The following is a 14380-nucleotide window of genomic DNA, read 5'->3' as shown; positions in this document are numbered from 1 at the left end:
GAAAAAATGGGCCTTACCAGTGGTGTTCACTGGAAGGGTTTTTTTATTCGGGCTGTCCGCCATTTTTTTATCCACTATCATATCGGACTTAGGAGGTTTCGTCATGATGAAGAGATTACAGGTCGTAGTACCCGCATTGCTGTGCGTGTCCGTTCTGGCACTGACAGGCTGCGGTAAGAAAGCTGATACCGATGCAGCAATGAAGACGGATGCAGCCCCGGAAGAGTCGCTGGACTCCAAGGGAACCGGCATCTCCGAGGGTCGTACCTCAGAGGGCATGCTGCCTGTCTATTTTGATTTTGATGATTCTTCCATCCGGGCGGATCAGACTTCCCGCATTCAGCTGAATGCCGATTTCATCAACAAGGGTACCGTCAATGTCCGTATCGAGGGCAACTGCGACCCGCGCGGCACCAACGAGTACAACATGGCCCTTGGCGAGAGACGTGCCCTGAGCGCCAAGAAGGCTCTTCTCGAACTCGGCGTTGCAGAAGCCAAACTGACCACCGTCAGCTACGGTGAGGAGCGTCTTCTGCTGCACGGCGAAGATGAGATGTCATGGGCTCAGAACCGGCGTGACGACTTCGTCATCGTTGAATAATTAACAACGCTTAAGTGCAGTCCAGGCTGAGAGGTAAATTTATATTGTGGAGAAGGCAATGGTGTTGAAAAAGCTGTTGATCGTCGGCATGTTCTTCATGCTCACTGGATATTTCACAGGCGGTGTCCAGGCCGCCGAGATGAAGATCGGGGTCATGAACGTACAGAAGATCATCGCCCAGTGCGAGGCGGGAAAATCCGGATCGGCCCGTGTCAATCAGAAATTTAAGGAACTGCAGGGCAGGTTCAAAGGCGAAGAAGACACCCTGAAAGCCCTCAAGCAGGAAATAGAAAAGAAAAGCTCAGCCTGGAGCGAAGAAACCAAGTCGGCAAAAATTCGTGATTTCCAGAAAAAACAGCGCGAACTGCAGGCGAAAACCGAGGATGCGCGTTTTGAGCTGAAACAGCTTGAAGAGAAGGAAATTGGACCGATTATAAAGGCCCTTGAGGGTGTTGTCGTGAAATATGGCGAGAAAAACGGTTATACCGCCATTCTCGATAGTAAAAACGGTGTTATCTATCATGATCCGGCGATCGATGTCAGTGATATCATCATCAAGGAGCTGAACAAAAGCATGGGCAAGTAACAGCGGTCCATGCCACCAGGCATTTGAAGTGTGTGCTGTACTGAAACGATGCAAGGGGAGATTCCCTTGCATCGTTTTGTTTTTTCAGGAACTGTGGTGAGGAGAGTATGTCGATCAAAAGTATGACCGGGTTCGGCCGGGGAGAAGTGAAGACTGAAGGAAGAACCTGGATTGCCGAGCTTCGCTGCGTCAATAATCGCTATTTCGATCTCAAGACTCGCCTGCCGAAGAATTGTACAATGTTTGAAGAACCGCTCCGTAAGCTGCTATCGTCGAAATTGCAGCGGGGGCGAGTCGATCTTGTCGTCAATACCAGCGGCGAGTGTGCGGATATCGAACAGGTAAAGGTGAATCTCGATCTCGCCCGTTCCTACCACCATGCCCTGGCCGAGATCTGTTCGGCCCTGGACCTGCCGGATCAGGTCACGGTGAGCCAGATTGCATCGATGCCGGATGTCCTGGTCCGCGAACAGGAAAATGAGGGCCCGGAGACTGTCTGGCTTCAACTCGGAACCGTGGTGCGGGAGGCGCTCGATCGTTGTGACGAGATGCGGTTGCAGGAGGGGTTGGTGCTCAGGGATGATCTCAGAGCCAGGCTCAGCCTGTTTGCCAGAACGGTCGACACCATCGAAACAGCCATTCCGACTCTGCTGCAGCAACGTCAACGGACCCTGGAGGAGAGATTGGAGAAACTGCTCGGCCAGGTTCGGCTCGATCCGTCCCGCTTGGCCCAGGAAGTGGCGATTCTTGCCGACAGGACCGATGTCACGGAAGAAATTGTCCGGCTGCGCTGCCATATCGGGCAGTTTCTCGCCTTCCTCGAGGAAAAGGCGGCGGTGGGACGCAAACTCGATTTTCTTGTACAGGAATTTCTTCGGGAAGTGAATACACTGGCCTCAAAGATCAACGATCCGGCAATTGCCCACCTGACGGTCGAACTGAAGAGCGAACTGGAAAAGATGCGGGAGCAGATCCAGAATATCGAATAGCTGTTACGGCAGAGTCTCGATTGCAGAACAACGTTGAAGAGATGAGGAGGACAGGATGCAGTTGTTGAATATCGGTTTTGGCAACACCGTCATGATCGAGCGGATAGTGGCGGTGATCAACACCGGATCGTCGCCGGCCAGGAAGCTGAAGGAACTGGCGAAGTCTGAGGGAAAGCTGGTCGATGTCACCGAAGGGCGGAGGACCAGATCGATCCTGGTGATGGATTCAAACCATGTCATTCTCTCTTCGGTGCAGCCCGACACGATCAGCCAGCGCATCCAGGCGATGCAGCCGAGTTATCATCTGGCCGGCCTTTCCGCTGCCGAGAAGCCGGGCGAGACGGAATCGTGATGGGCGGCAGGCTGTTCGTCATCTCCGCCCCGTCGGGGACCGGCAAGACGACGCTGCTGCGCCGGGTCATGGCCGGCATCTCCGGTCTGGCCTTTTCCGTGTCGCACACGACCAGGCTGCCGAGGGGCGGGGAGCGGAACGGGATCGACTATCACTTTGTCGATCAGCACGAATTCCTGGCCATGCGCGACAGCGGCGTGTTCCTCGAGTGGGCGAACGTCTACGGCAATTATTACGGCACCAGCCGGCAGGAGATTGACGGACGACTGCAACTGGGGCTTGATGTCATCCTCGATATCGATGTCCAGGGGGCTTCGGCCGTCCGTAAGGCAGGTGGCCCGGATGCCTCCCATATCTTCATCATCCCGCCCAGCCTGCAGGAGTTGGAGCGGCGGCTGCGCGGTCGGGGGACCGAGAGCGAGGAAAAGGTTCAAACCCGGCTCCAGACCGCCCGACTCGAGATGCGGGAAGCAGGGCAATACCAGTATCTCATCGTCAATGACGTCCTCGACGAGGCGGCGGAACTGCTGCGGGCCATCATTCTTGCCGAACGGGCCAGGGCCCATCGCCGTCCTGACGGCCGGCACATCGGACTTGAGCTGGATTTATGACAAGCCGAAAGAAAGTACAGCCACCGGGGGCGGAAAAGCGGATCAGGCTGAGCGACGACCTGATCTGGGGCGTGCACCCTGTCCTGGAGGCGCTGCAACGCGAGCCCGGGCGCGTGGTGGAGGTCATCCTTCACCGGGAAAAACGCAGCGGCAGGATTGAAGAAATTGTCGGGATGGCGCGGGAGAAGGGGATCAAGACGACCTTCGTCCCATCCTTGCGCCTGGTCGGCGATGGTGCCGGAGACATCCGCCATCAGGGTGTCGTGGCCCGGACCAGCCAGACAGCGCTGCTGCCGTTCGACGAACTGGTGCAGCGCTTCGCCGCCCGGGTGCGCAAGGGCGAAAGGCCGCGTCTGATCGCCTGTGATTCGCTGCAGGACCCGCATAACCTCGGGGCGATCATCCGCTCGGCCCTGGCCTCGGGGGCCATCGGGGTGGTCCTGACCCGCGAGCGCTCGGCCCCGCTCAGCGGAACCGCTGCCAAGGCCTCGGCCGGGGCGATCTCGCACATCGACATCTGCCAGGTCACCAACCTGGTCGCCGCCTTGAAGAAGATCAAGGAGGCCGGGGCATGGGTGTTCGGCGCCGTCAAGGAGCCGGCGGCCCAGTCCCTCTATGCCACCGATTTCCATCTCCCGGCATGCATCGTCGTCGGCAGTGAGGGGGAAGGCATCCGGCCCCTGGTCCGCCGCGAGTGTGATATCCTGATCTCGATCCCGATGGCCGGCACCCTCGACTCCCTGAACAGTTCGGTGGCGGCCGCGGTCATCCTGTTCGAGGCCATGCGGCAGAACGAGGGGGCTGTCTGACCGGTCGCCGGGCTACAGCCAGCCCTTTGTCCTCCCGCCGCCGGATCCCCGGTTAACGTTTCTTCTTCTCTGCCAGCCTGGCCTTCAGCAGATCGCCGAGGCTGCCGGTCCTGGCCTCCGCGGGCTCCCTGCTGCTCTTTTCCACGTACTGTCGATATTCACCCCGCTCGTTTTCCTCGACATTCTCGGGTGAGACGTAGTCTGCCGGGGCCAGGCTCATCTTGCGGCCGGCCGGATCGATCGATTCGACCTTTACTTCGATCTCCCGGCCTTCTTCCAGAACCTCGCGGGGGTGATGGATCCTGCGTCCTCCGCCGAGTCTGGAGATATGGATGAGGCCGTCGATGCCGGGCGCCAGGGTGACGAAGGCACCGAAGGGGGCAAGACGGGCGACCCGGCCGTGCTGCGTCGATCCTTCCGGGAACTGGAGCGGGATGTTTTCCCACGGATCGGCCAGCGCCTCGCGCAGGCTCACGGAGATCCGGTCCTTGCCCCAGTCAAGGGATTTGATGACGACCTTGACCTGCTGGCCGACGCTGAGGTGATCGGCAATGTTGTCGACCCGGCTCCAGCCGATCTCCGAGATCGGGATCAGGGCATCGACGCCGCCGATGTCGACGAAGGCCCCGAAATCGCGCAGGGAGGTCACGGTCCCGTCAATAGCCTGTCCTTCCTCCAGAGTATTCTTCAATTCCTCACGCCGTTCGGCCCGTTCCTCTTCCTGGATGGCCCGGGCCGAGACGACGATATTCCTGCCGCCCTCGTCGAAGCGGGTGATCCGGAACGGCAGCCGGGCGCCGATGAATTCGCCGGCGGGATCGCTGCTGCGGCGCAGGCTGATCTGGGAGTGGGGGCAGAAGGCCCGGACATTGCTGCCGAGGGTGATCTCGAAGCCGCCCTTGATCTCCCCCTTCACCAGGCCCTCGACCGGGATGGCGCTGCGCCAGGCCTCCTCGAGGTGGTCGGCGTCGGAGCCGGAACCGATGCGGCGGGTGAAGAGATGTTCCCCTGACCGGCTCTTGAGGAAATAGACCTCGATCGTGTCGCCGACTGCCTTGGTCGGCTGTCCCGCACTGTCGGTGATCTCGGAGGTGTTCATGACCCCTTCGCTCTTGCCGCCGACATCGAGAAAGACCGACTCGCCACTGATGCCGACGATGGTCGCCGTGATCTTCTGGCCGGGGGCGATGCGCCGTAATTGTTTTTTCTCTTCCTGGTTGAAGAGGTCTGCAAAACTGTCGTCTGTCATGCTCATGATGTACCTGTTGAGTGCTGCTGATTGGTAATATTCCCCTGCCCTGATGCACGGCAGGTTCCTGCTGACTGCCCGAGGAGGGAGTCGCTCCAGCCTGACGTTCGGCCGCTTCTGGATCGAACCGGCATGCTGGACGCTCCGGTTTCTGTCTGCTCGTATCGCATTGTACCTGATGCGGGGAAGGTTGTCCGCATGAGAGTGATATCCCCGCCCGTTGTCCCCTGATGGAACCGGGCTACGCGGGATGGCGGATGGCCAGGGTCAGGACCTGTTCGCCATCCTGGAACAGCAGACGCTTACGGCGCAGATCGCCGAGAAACGCGTCGAGGGCCGATGTCGAGAGCGGCTGGAATCGCTCCTGAATCTGGTCCCTGGTTCTGATCCGGCCGCAGTAGAGATAGATCTCGCGGGAGCGGCCATGCAGTCGATGGTGCAGGGGCGGGCCGTCGGTGCGTTCCTGGCGGATGATCAGGAACTCGCCGCCATCCCGATAGCTCAGGGCCGGCTGGTCCGGGTGTTTCCGGTTGTGGTGAAATGCACGCCAGGTCGCGATCCGGTCGGCGACGGGACGCCACAGTTGTCGCTGCCGGCGGCGGCCGCCCCGGTAATCCATGATGAATACGCCGATATCCTGAGCTACTTCGGGTGGCAGGAGGGCACGGTACCGGTGTTCCGGCGCCAGGGCGGAAATGCCGAACGTTCGAGGGGCGCGACAGACCGGTGACCCCTGCCCGAGGAAGAAGACGGCCTTGGCCAGCGGTCTGAAGGGGAGGAGAACGTCGAGGTTGTCGATGGTCTCGGCGACCTCCTCTGCCGTACTGCCGGGAAATTCGAGGATGAGATTGCCGTCGAGGTTGATCCCGGCGGCGGCGCTGTCCCTGATGATCGCGATGTTGTCGATGACGGTGAGACCCTTGGCCATTTTTCGCAGCAGGGAGTTGGACAGCGCTTCGATCCCGACCTGGATGGCGTTCAGCCCACCGCTGCGGTAAATTTCGAGTTGTTCCTGCGTAGCGATGCCCCGGATTTCGGCGAAGAAGCGGCGATCCCGGCCGGACTCCCCCTCCCGGCGGAAGAACAGGTCGGCCTCGCCGGGCGGCAGGGCGTTGTCGGTGAAGAAAAAGTCGAGACAATGGTGGGTCCGGGTCAGGGCCTCCACCTCGGCCGCCATCCGTTGGTGACTTTTATGGCGATACCCCTGCCACTGAAGGTTGAGGTTGCAGAAGGCGCAGCGGTTCCACCAGCAGCCCCTGGAAAATTCCAGCGGCAGCACCGGGATGAAGGGGAACTCGGGAAATACCGTTTTGATCTCGATGAAGTAGGGACGAAAATCGGGTATCGGCAAAAGATCGAGATTTTCCAGTTGGTGACAGGGGACAGCGGGGACGGTGGTGCGCCCGACGATGGCCTTGGGCAGTCCTTGCGTGTTTCCGGCGAGAAAGGCGCAGAGACCGAGGAGCGGCCGTTCTCCCTCGCCGTCGACGATGTAGTCGATCTGGGGAAAGTGGCGCAGCAGTGCTCGTCCGACCGTCCCGCTGCAGGACGAACCGCCGAGTACGACCGGGGCGCTGCAGCCTTGTTCTCTGATCAGGCGGGCAAGGTGGAGCGACGACAGCAGCTGACCGAAACAGACGGTAAAACCGAGCAGCCGGCAGGAGGAAAAATCCTGGTGGGCCACCCAGTTGCGGCAGGCCGCTGCAATCGTGGCGACGAGCTCGTCATAGTCGGGGGATTTCCCGCCCGCGCCACCCTCACGGAGACTTTTCCCGAACAGCCGGCGCGCCTTGTCCCGCTGCCCGGGAAAGACCAACGGGGCGAACAGGGCCTCGCCGGCCCAGCTGGTTTCCGAAATCCGCCGGTAGACATCGATCCCGATGGCGGCGGCGATATGAAGGAAGGGGTGGGCGGTCGTGATTTCCGCCCCCATCTCCTGTTCGACATAGGCCTTCAGGGCGGCGAGCTGGAGGGATGGCCGGTTGAACAGGGCCCAGGGCATCGAGATCAGCGTCGCCCTGAAGCATGAGGCGGACGCGCTGGCGGTCATTCGTCCTGATGGATGATCTCGGTGCCTTCGGGTGGACTGAAGGAGAATAGGGCTGAAAGGGCCTGCTCGTCCTTGCCGTCGAGGGTGTTCTCCTCGATATGACTGAGGGTCAAAACGGTCCGGGTGTCGAACTGGTCGCGGATCTCGATGCGCTGGATAAGCGAATCGGGACCGATCCACAGATGGATGTCCTGCACCTGCGATTCGGCGGATTTGGGGACCAGCTGGATGACCCGCAGGTCCCGGTATTCGGTGTCGACGATATTCTTGTTGGGACCGAGGATGGCGAACTCATCGGCCAGCCTGCCGGAGCCGGTGAAAAAAGAATAGGTCATATCCTCTTCGATCACCTTGGCCGGCGAGACGATCATCTGCTGCAGGTTCTCGAAATACATCGAAAAAGTCGTGCCGTCACTGACGAGTACCTGTCTCTCCGGGCTGTCGTAATCCCAGCGCATCCGCTTCGACGTGCCGGTCTTGAGAAAGACCGCCCTGCCGCTGCCCTCGCGCGGCCGGCCGGCCAACTGGCCACTGGTTGATTGGACGAACGAGAAGGAGAGGCTGCGCATCGCGTCATAGCGCTCCTGCAGCCGGGCGGCGACCGTGCCGGGCGGGTCGGGGAAGTTGTCCACCGCCCAAGCCGGTACCGGTTGAGCTGAAAGAAGGACCAGGAGCAAAAAGGCGAGGAGGACGATATGGCAGCTGGGGTGAAACGGCTTCATACAAGCTCGAGCTCCAATGGGCGGTTGAAGATTTTGGCGGCGACCTGCTGCGCCGACTCGGTCAGATCGGTGACGAAATATCTGCGGGTTGCCGGTTGATCGCCGTTGTTCCTGATGAGGTCGGGGTGTTCGGCGAGAAAGTGCTGCAGGTAGTGGGCCGTCTCGATCGACGAATCGACGAGGTTCACCCGGTTGCCGATCCGCGGCTGGATCAGGTCGGTCAGCAGCGGGTAATGGGTGCAGCCGAGGACCAGGGTGTCGATCTGCTTGTCCTTGAACGGATGGAGATAGCGGCGGAGGATCATCTTGGTCTCGCGCTTGTTGATCCAGCCCTCTTCGACCAGCGGCACGAGGAGCGGGCAGGCCTGGGAGAACACCTTGTACTGCGGGGCCAGTGCGGTGATCGACCGCTCGTAGATATTGCTCCTGACCGTCGCCCTGGTGCCGATGATGCCGATGCGGCCGGTGCGGCTGCGGGCGAGGACCGCCTGGACGGCCGGGGTCACCACCTCGATGATCGGCACCTTGAATTCCTGGCGGAGACGTTCGGTGGCGACACTCGAGGCGGTGTTGCAGGCGATGACGATGAGCCGCGATCCCTTTTCGAGCAGGAACTCGGTGTTGCGCAGGGAATAGTCGATAATGGTCTCCGCGCTCTTGGTGCCGTACGGGGTCCTGGCGATATCGCCGAGATAGAGGATGGAATGATCGGGCAGGAGCTGCTCGACAGCCCTGGCCACGGTCATGCCGCCGATGCCTGAATCGAAGATGCCAATCATGAATGTCTATGGAAGAAAGGTGGAACCGCTGCATGCGGTAGCGGGAGATGCTGCGGAAATAAAATAAAAAATGAAGGTTATCTATACCAGAAATGAACCGAAACAACAAGCGGGGCGTTTCCCTCCAGGCCGCTGCCGGGAATCCGGGTGGTTCGGCCCGAGAGATGCCGGTCTTGAGGGAATGATTTTTCCCGGCTCATTTTCACTGCCTGTTGACAGCGGCGGGCGGGAGAATTATTTTAGCACCAGTTTCGGAAGGGGGCCGTCTCCAGGCAGAGGGGGCGGCGCTACAATCTGAATCGGACCTGTGGTCCGTGTAACCATAGTCGAGGAAGTACGATAATGCCTGTTTACGAATACGAATGCAGCGATTGTCACAAGGTTTTTGAGGTCCAGCAGAAGCTATCGGACGCACCGTTGAGTGTCTGCCCGGAGTGCGACGGATCGGTTAAGAAGCTGATGTCAATGAGTTCCTTCCAGCTCAAGGGTGGCGGCTGGTACGCCGACGGCTACTCGAGTTCCTCCGGCGGTGCCGGCAAACCGGCACCGGCAGCCGCCGCTTCCTGCCCGTCTGGCGGCGGTTGTGCCAACTGCCCGGCGGCGACCGCCAGTTAAGGGTTTTCTCCGCCTATCCCGCCGATGCTGTGGCCTTCGCGGTAACGACAGCCATGGCATCGCCGTACGAATAGAACCTGTAGCCTTCCCTGACCGCCGTCTCATAGCACAACAGCAGGGTCTCGCGTCCGCAGAGGGCCGCGACCAGAAACATCAGCGATGAGTTCGGCAGATGGAAATTGGTGATCAGGCAGTCCACCACCTTGAAGGCAAAGCCCGGATAGATATAGAGATCGCACCAGCCTTCGACTGCAGCCGGGGTGCCGTGGCACTGTCTCGCCGCGAACTCGAGGGCCCGCACGGTGGTGGTGCCGACGGCCCAGATGCGGCCGCCGTTTTGCCTGGTCGTGGCGATCATTGCCATCGTGGCGGCGGGGACCTCGATATATTCGGCATGGATCCTGTGATCCCTGATCTCCTCGGTCCGCACCGGCGCGAAGGTGCCGTATCCGACATGCAGGGTGATGGTCGCCAGTTGCACCCCCTTGTCCTTCAGGCGCTGCAGCAGCGCCTCGGTGAAATGGAGGCCGGCGGTCGGGGCGGCGACGGCCCCGGGTCGGTGGGCGTAGACCGTCTGGTAGCGCTCGCGGTCGGCCGCCGTCGTCCCCTCCTGGCGCAGGATGTATGGCGGCAGGGGAACCTGGCCGCAGGCGGAGAGGGCCTGGGCGATATCTTCGCCTTCCCCGAACTGCATCTCGAGGCGGGCCTTGCCGTCGGCCAGGAGTTCGATGACCGTGCAGACCGGACCGCCGTCGAGGAGCAGGCGACTGCCGGGCTGCGGCCGCTTCGAACACCGGAGCAGGGCCGTCGCCCGGGCCGGTCCTGCCGAGGAGCCGTCAACGCGGGCGGGAAATTCGAGGAGAAAGACCTCGATTTTGCCGCCGCTGTCCTTTCGTCCCTGCAGCCGCGCCGGGAAGACCCGGGTGTCGTTGACCACCAGCATGTCGCCGTCGTTCATGAGGTCGACGATGTCGGCAAATCGTCGGTGACTGATCGCCTTGCTTTCGTTGTCGAGGACCAGCAGGCGGGAGTTGTCACGGCGGTCGGCCGGATGTTGGGCGATCCGCTCCGCCGGCAGGTGATAGTCGTACGCTGAGAGGATGAAATCCTGTTGCATGTGGGTGTTGTTTTCAGTAGTAAGAGATGAGATGGACGTCGCCTCCGTTTCCGCCGCTTCAGCAAGTCTGGGGCGGAGACCGGGCATACTACCTGGGATCTGTCAGTGAGGGGGCTGCTTTAGATACCATGTTCCTGGCCGTTGCCGCAACTGAAATGGAAATGGCGCCCCTGGGCCGGATAATGGTTGCCTCCGAGGTTCGCTGCGAGACCCTCGTCACCGGGGTGGGACCGGTCGAGTCGGCCCTGCGGCTGGTGCGCTTCCTCTGCACGGACGGGCGCCATATCCGCGGGATCATCAACTTCGGCGTCGCCGGGGCCTATGTCCTCCTCGAAGGATCTCAGTTGGCCGCGCCCCTTGATGTCTGCCTGGCCGAGCGGGAGATCGCCGGTGATTTCGGCATCTGCTACGGCGACAACATGGATTACCTGCCGGAGGAGCTGACCGGCCGGATCGCCTATGACATCGACCGTTCCCAACTGCTCCAGGCCGGGCTGATCCTCCAGCGCAATGGCCTCAATCCCCATATCGGGACCTTCATCACCGTCAATGCCGTGTCCGGCACCAGGGCCCGCGGCGAGAATCTGAGGCAGCAGTGGCAGGGGTTGTGCGAAAACATGGAAGGCGCCTCGATAGCCCGGGTCGCCGAGGCCTTTGCCCTGCCGTTCCTCGAGGTGCGCTGCATATCGAACATGGTCGAGAACCGGAATCCGCAGAACTGGCGGCTGGACGAGGCCTGCGAGATCGCCGCCAGGGCCGCCTCGTTGCTTCTCCGTGAACTGGAACTGTAATGAAACAGCTCTCTTTAGGCTACTCGCCCTGCCCCAACGACACCTTCATCTTCTACGCCATCAGCCATGGGACCATCGATCTCGGCGGCCTGAAATTCGGCCGGCCGCAGTTGGAGGATGTCGAGACGCTCAACGCCTGGGCCCTGGCCCATCACCTCGATGTCACCAAGATCTCCTGCCATGCCCTGGGCCATGTCAGTGACGAATACTGCGTCCTCGCCGCCGGCGGCGCTCTCGGCCGCGGCTGTGGACCGCTGGTGGTTGCCGCCTCCGGCATTCCCGTGGCCGACCTTGCCGGTCGACGGGTGGCCATCCCCGGCCGCCTGACCACCGCCGCCCTGCTGTTCCGCATGTTCCAGCCGGCCTGCACCGACCTGGTGGAGATGCGATTCGACCGGATCATGGCGGCGGTTCGCCGGGGAGAGGTCGATGCCGGGGTCATCATCCACGAAAGCCGTTTCACCTATGGCGAAGAAGGATTGACCTGTCTCCAGGATCTCGGCCAGTGGTGGGAGACGATCTCCGGCCAGCCGATCCCGCTCGGCTGCATCGTCGCCAGGCGGAGCCTGGGCGGCGCGATGATCAAGCGCATCGAGCGGACGGTGGCGTCCAGCGTCGAGTATGCCTTCCGCTTTCCTGAGGAAAGTCTGCCCTATATCCGGGCAAACAGCCAGGAGACAGCTCCGGAAATCGTGCAGGAACATATTCGCCTGTATGTAAATGATTTTTCCCGTAATCTTGGTGACGAAGGAATGGCGGCGATTACCGCCTTCCTTCAGCGCGGTCGGGCTGCCGGCGTTCTGCCGCCGGAGACTGCCGGACAGGCGCCCCTCTTTGCCTGTCAACTCGGGGACGGAAGATGAACGACGCCGGCCTCGAGATGGCGGAGTGCAGCCGACTGCCGGTCTTTCGGCTGATCGGGGGGGACGGAGTGACCGATCGGGACTTCGGTCGTGCGCTGGTCGGCGAGCTCGCCGGTCGGGGCATGCGGCTCCTGATCGTCCGTTTTCCGTCGGGCGGTGGGCCAACGGCCGCTTCCTCCCCGTCCCACATGGCGGCGTGGGCCACAATGGCGGACGGGTTTGACGGTGGCGGTCGATCCAGGATCGCCTGCTTCGAGGCGGCGGAATGCCGTCATGCCATGCCGCTGCTGACCGATCTGGCCCGGCACTATACTATCGTCATGGTCGACGGGGACTGCGGCCTGCCCCTCAACACCTTACGCCTGGCGGCCAAGGCGGAGCCGGCGACAGGTGACGAGGCGAGCGTCAATCTCCGAACGGCCGATCCACGCCAGGGGGTCGCGGCCTGTGCCGAGCTCCTTCTTTCCTGGCTGGAAGAGGTCTGGCAGATGGCCCCGGTCTGGGCCTGTGTCCTGATCGGCGGCCGGAGTTCGCGGATGGGCCGGCCGAAGCACCTGCTCGAGAAATCCGACGGCCGGACCTGGCTGGAGGACACGGTCGAGGTCCTGCGGCCCCACGTCGAGAGAGTCGTCCTTGCCGGTCAGGGGGAGATTCCTTCCTCCCTCCGGGATCTGACCCGGATTGCCGATGTGCCGGGCGTCATCGGCCCCCTGGCAGGAATCCTCGCCGCCATGCGCTGGCAACCGGACGTCACCTGGCTCCTCGTTGCCTGCGATATGCCGTCGCTGACATCTCCCGCGGTGCAGTGGCTGCTCGACCGGCGCCGTCCCGGTCGATGGGCCGTCATCCCGCGACGGAGCGCCGACAGCCATGTCGAGCCGCTTTTCGCCTGCTATGACCGGCGCTGCCGGACACTGTTCGAGGAACTGCGATGCTCTGGTTCCCTCAAAATCGGGATAATTGCCCACAACGTCAATGTCTACCGTCCGGTCATCCCGGAAGCATACCTTCAGGCCTGGGACAACATCAACACCCCGTCGGAATTCGAACAGTACCATGATGGCCGCGGCACCAACCGGGGGCGACCGGGGAGACGCAACCCATGAACCCACCGGCCGGTTCATCGTCGTGGAGGGAGGGGCTGATGTCTTCGTATGACGAACAATGCGCCGAAGATTTTCGCCGGATCAGGCACCGGATCGAGCCGTATTTCGTTGATCTGCGGACAGCCTGTCCGTATGGTCTCCCTTTCGTCGCCACATTTCACCAGGCGATGCTGTGCCCGATCGAACAGCGGGTGATGGAATTATTTCTTGCCGCCGGCTACCGGCGCAACGGAAACTGCCTCTATACCATGCACTGCGCCGACTGTGCAGCCTGCATTCCGATCCGTCTGGACGTCAGGGAATTCCGGCCGAACCGGAACCAGCGGCGGGTACAGAAAAAGAACGTCGATGTTGTCTGCAGTGTCGTGGACCTGGTCCAGGACCGGGAGAACCTCGACCTCTGTCAGAAATTTCTCGCCCGGCGGTATCCGCAGAAAAACAACACCGCGGAAGGATATTACCAGAATTTTTTCCTCAACGGCATTGTCGACAGCCGCCGGATCGAGATGCGCCTGGCCGGTCGTCTCATCGGTGCCTCTATTGCCGATATCGGCCGGAACTGGGTCAATGCCGTCTATTTCTATTTCGATCCGGACGAGAGCAGCCGCAGCCTTGGCACCTCCAACATCATCACCCTTGTCGATCTGTGCCGCAAGTGGGGCATCGACTACATCTACCTTGGCTATTATATCCGTGAAGTTACGGCGATGAGTTACAAGACCGCATTCAAACCCCATGCCCTGTTGGAGGAGGGGCGATGGCGGTCCTATCGATCGTAGCCTGCCGGCCGGGGAGGGGGCAGCGGGAGGATGAAATGAATTTTTATAGTATTAATTCGGTATGATGGATTGTTCGCCCGGATGTTTGACGAATGATTTTGATCTGTGATATGCTGAGTTGAGGCATGAGCGCCACGACCTTTTTAAATTGGTATTCCATGATGGGGGTGGACCAATGAAAAAATGGCACATGGAGGGCATTGTCAATACCGGCAACCAGTACGGCCGTCGGTTGATCGTGCCTGATGAGGGGCAGATGTATGGCAGGATACGGAACTACAGATCGTCGGTATCGCGGGAATGTGTGCTGGTCGTCGCGATCCGGAACATCGCCGGTTGGTTCCTGCGTCTGATCTGATGA

At 61.1% G+C, this 14380-nt stretch carries 17 protein-coding genes; 12 read left to right on the top strand and 5 right to left on the bottom strand.

Annotated features, from left to right (window positions below; genetic code table 11):
- Positions 1-103: 103 nt before the first annotated feature.
- From ACWGKN_RS10005 to rlmB, 6 genes are all read left to right on the top strand, one after another.
- Positions 104-601, top strand: a complete 498-nt coding sequence (locus ACWGKN_RS10005; RefSeq protein WP_424253623.1) for an OmpA family protein — start codon at positions 104-106, stop codon at positions 599-601.
- A 64-nt stretch (positions 602-665) separates the two neighbouring features.
- Positions 666-1187 (top strand): OmpH family outer membrane protein, encoded by a 522-nt coding sequence (locus ACWGKN_RS10000; protein WP_424253621.1) that lies wholly within the window; start codon positions 666-668, stop codon positions 1185-1187.
- A gap of 107 nt (positions 1188-1294) precedes the next feature.
- Entirely contained in the window at positions 1295-2176 is an 882-nt protein-coding gene (locus tag ACWGKN_RS09995; protein ID WP_035225906.1) for a YicC/YloC family endoribonuclease, read from the top strand.
- 55 nt (positions 2177-2231) lie between these two features.
- On the top strand, positions 2232-2528 hold the full coding sequence (locus tag ACWGKN_RS09990) for a DUF370 domain-containing protein (RefSeq protein WP_035225908.1): 297 nt from the start codon (positions 2232-2234) through the stop codon (positions 2526-2528).
- Complete coding sequence (gmk, locus tag ACWGKN_RS09985; protein WP_035225910.1) at positions 2528-3139, top strand: guanylate kinase; 612 nt, start codon at positions 2528-2530, stop codon at positions 3137-3139. Before ACWGKN_RS09990 ends, gmk begins: the two co-directional genes overlap by 1 nt.
- Positions 3136-3948, top strand: a complete 813-nt coding sequence (rlmB, locus tag ACWGKN_RS09980; protein ID WP_035225912.1) for a 23S rRNA (guanosine(2251)-2'-O)-methyltransferase RlmB — start codon at positions 3136-3138, stop codon at positions 3946-3948. Before gmk ends, rlmB begins: the two co-directional genes overlap by 4 nt.
- Positions 3949-4000: 52 nt before the next feature.
- Here rlmB and rpsA read toward each other — a convergent pair whose 3' ends face one another.
- From rpsA to murI, 4 genes are all read right to left on the bottom strand, one after another.
- Positions 4001-5203 carry a 30S ribosomal protein S1 gene (gene rpsA / locus ACWGKN_RS09975; RefSeq protein ID WP_035225914.1) on the bottom strand — a complete coding sequence of 401 codons (1203 nt, stop codon included), beginning with the start codon at positions 5201-5203 and terminating at the stop codon, positions 4001-4003.
- A gap of 235 nt (positions 5204-5438) precedes the next feature.
- Complete coding sequence (locus ACWGKN_RS09970) at positions 5439-7247, bottom strand: RiPP maturation radical SAM C-methyltransferase (RefSeq protein WP_452095129.1); 1809 nt, start codon at positions 7245-7247, stop codon at positions 5439-5441.
- Positions 7244-7969, bottom strand: coding sequence for a LolA family protein (locus ACWGKN_RS09965; protein WP_424253615.1), 726 nt, complete (start codon positions 7967-7969; stop codon positions 7244-7246). The genes ACWGKN_RS09970 and ACWGKN_RS09965 overlap by 4 nt, the downstream gene beginning before the upstream one ends.
- Entirely contained in the window at positions 7966-8748 is a 783-nt protein-coding gene (gene murI, locus ACWGKN_RS09960; protein ID WP_035225923.1) for a glutamate racemase, read from the bottom strand. The genes ACWGKN_RS09965 and murI overlap by 4 nt, the downstream gene beginning before the upstream one ends.
- A gap of 342 nt (positions 8749-9090) precedes the next feature.
- Between murI and ACWGKN_RS09955 the strand changes: the two genes are divergently transcribed.
- A complete protein-coding gene (locus tag ACWGKN_RS09955; protein ID WP_035225926.1) occupies positions 9091-9363 on the top strand; it encodes an FmdB family zinc ribbon protein in 273 nt (90 codons plus the stop codon).
- 13 nt (positions 9364-9376) lie between these two features.
- On the opposite strand, the gene queA is transcribed toward ACWGKN_RS09955, so the two are convergent.
- Positions 9377-10567 (bottom strand): tRNA preQ1(34) S-adenosylmethionine ribosyltransferase-isomerase QueA, encoded by a 1191-nt coding sequence (gene queA, locus ACWGKN_RS09950; RefSeq protein ID WP_424253611.1) that lies wholly within the window; start codon positions 10565-10567, stop codon positions 9377-9379.
- A 41-nt stretch (positions 10568-10608) separates the two neighbouring features.
- On the opposite strand from queA, the gene mqnB reads away from it, so the two are divergent.
- The 5 genes from mqnB (at position 10609) to ACWGKN_RS09925 (ending at position 14377) form a co-directional block, all read left to right on the top strand.
- Positions 10609-11271 (top strand): futalosine hydrolase, encoded by a 663-nt coding sequence (gene mqnB, locus ACWGKN_RS09945; RefSeq protein WP_452095128.1) that lies wholly within the window; start codon positions 10609-10611, stop codon positions 11269-11271.
- Positions 11271-12134, top strand: a complete 864-nt coding sequence (locus ACWGKN_RS09940) for a 1,4-dihydroxy-6-naphthoate synthase (protein ID WP_035225931.1) — start codon at positions 11271-11273, stop codon at positions 12132-12134. The genes mqnB and ACWGKN_RS09940 overlap by 1 nt, the downstream gene beginning before the upstream one ends.
- A complete protein-coding gene (locus ACWGKN_RS09935; RefSeq protein WP_452095127.1) occupies positions 12131-13240 on the top strand; it encodes a molybdenum cofactor guanylyltransferase in 1110 nt (369 codons plus the stop codon). The genes ACWGKN_RS09940 and ACWGKN_RS09935 overlap by 4 nt, the downstream gene beginning before the upstream one ends.
- A complete protein-coding gene (locus ACWGKN_RS09930; protein ID WP_452095126.1) occupies positions 13237-14019 on the top strand; it encodes an arginyltransferase in 783 nt (260 codons plus the stop codon). Before ACWGKN_RS09935 ends, ACWGKN_RS09930 begins: the two co-directional genes overlap by 4 nt.
- A gap of 175 nt (positions 14020-14194) precedes the next feature.
- Positions 14195-14377: a hypothetical protein gene (locus tag ACWGKN_RS09925; RefSeq protein ID WP_424253601.1), complete on the top strand. Its 183-nt coding sequence runs from the start codon at positions 14195-14197 to the stop codon at positions 14375-14377.
- Positions 14378-14380: the final 3 nt, after the last annotated feature.

The sequence above is a fragment of the Desulfoprunum sp. genome (assembly GCF_053613775.1).
The sequence above is the reverse complement of the archived record's forward strand: the minus strand, read 5'-3'. Positions and strand labels throughout refer to the sequence as shown.

What these genes read in the sequence shown, in the direction of transcription:
- ACWGKN_RS10005 (WP_424253623.1), top strand. Translation starts at nt 104, where the DNA reads ATGATGAAGAGATTACAGGTCGTAGTACCCGCATTGCTGTGCGTGTCC.
- ACWGKN_RS09995 (WP_035225906.1), top strand. Translation starts at nt 1,295, where the DNA reads ATGTCGATCAAAAGTATGACCGGGTTCGGCCGGGGAGAAGTGAAGACT.
- ACWGKN_RS09990 (WP_035225908.1), top strand. Translation starts at nt 2,232, where the DNA reads ATGCAGTTGTTGAATATCGGTTTTGGCAACACCGTCATGATCGAGCGG.
- gmk (WP_035225910.1), top strand. Translation starts at nt 2,528, where the DNA reads ATGGGCGGCAGGCTGTTCGTCATCTCCGCCCCGTCGGGGACCGGCAAG.
- rlmB (WP_035225912.1), top strand. Translation starts at nt 3,136, where the DNA reads ATGACAAGCCGAAAGAAAGTACAGCCACCGGGGGCGGAAAAGCGGATC.
- rpsA (WP_035225914.1), bottom strand. Translation starts at nt 5,203, where the DNA reads ATGAGCATGACAGACGACAGTTTTGCAGACCTCTTCAACCAGGAAGAG.
- ACWGKN_RS09970 (WP_452095129.1), bottom strand. Translation starts at nt 7,247, where the DNA reads ATGACCGCCAGCGCGTCCGCCTCATGCTTCAGGGCGACGCTGATCTCG.
- ACWGKN_RS09965 (WP_424253615.1), bottom strand. Translation starts at nt 7,969, where the DNA reads ATGAAGCCGTTTCACCCCAGCTGCCATATCGTCCTCCTCGCCTTTTTG.
- murI (WP_035225923.1), bottom strand. Translation starts at nt 8,748, where the DNA reads ATGATTGGCATCTTCGATTCAGGCATCGGCGGCATGACCGTGGCCAGG.
- ACWGKN_RS09955 (WP_035225926.1), top strand. Translation starts at nt 9,091, where the DNA reads ATGCCTGTTTACGAATACGAATGCAGCGATTGTCACAAGGTTTTTGAG.
- queA (WP_424253611.1), bottom strand. Translation starts at nt 10,567, where the DNA reads ATGCCCGGTCTCCGCCCCAGACTTGCTGAAGCGGCGGAAACGGAGGCG.
- mqnB (WP_452095128.1), top strand. Translation starts at nt 10,609, where the DNA reads ATGTTCCTGGCCGTTGCCGCAACTGAAATGGAAATGGCGCCCCTGGGC.
- ACWGKN_RS09940 (WP_035225931.1), top strand. Translation starts at nt 11,271, where the DNA reads ATGAAACAGCTCTCTTTAGGCTACTCGCCCTGCCCCAACGACACCTTC.
- ACWGKN_RS09935 (WP_452095127.1), top strand. Translation starts at nt 12,131, where the DNA reads ATGAACGACGCCGGCCTCGAGATGGCGGAGTGCAGCCGACTGCCGGTC.
- ACWGKN_RS09930 (WP_452095126.1), top strand. Translation starts at nt 13,237, where the DNA reads ATGAACCCACCGGCCGGTTCATCGTCGTGGAGGGAGGGGCTGATGTCT.
- ACWGKN_RS09925 (WP_424253601.1), top strand. Translation starts at nt 14,195, where the DNA reads ATGAAAAAATGGCACATGGAGGGCATTGTCAATACCGGCAACCAGTAC.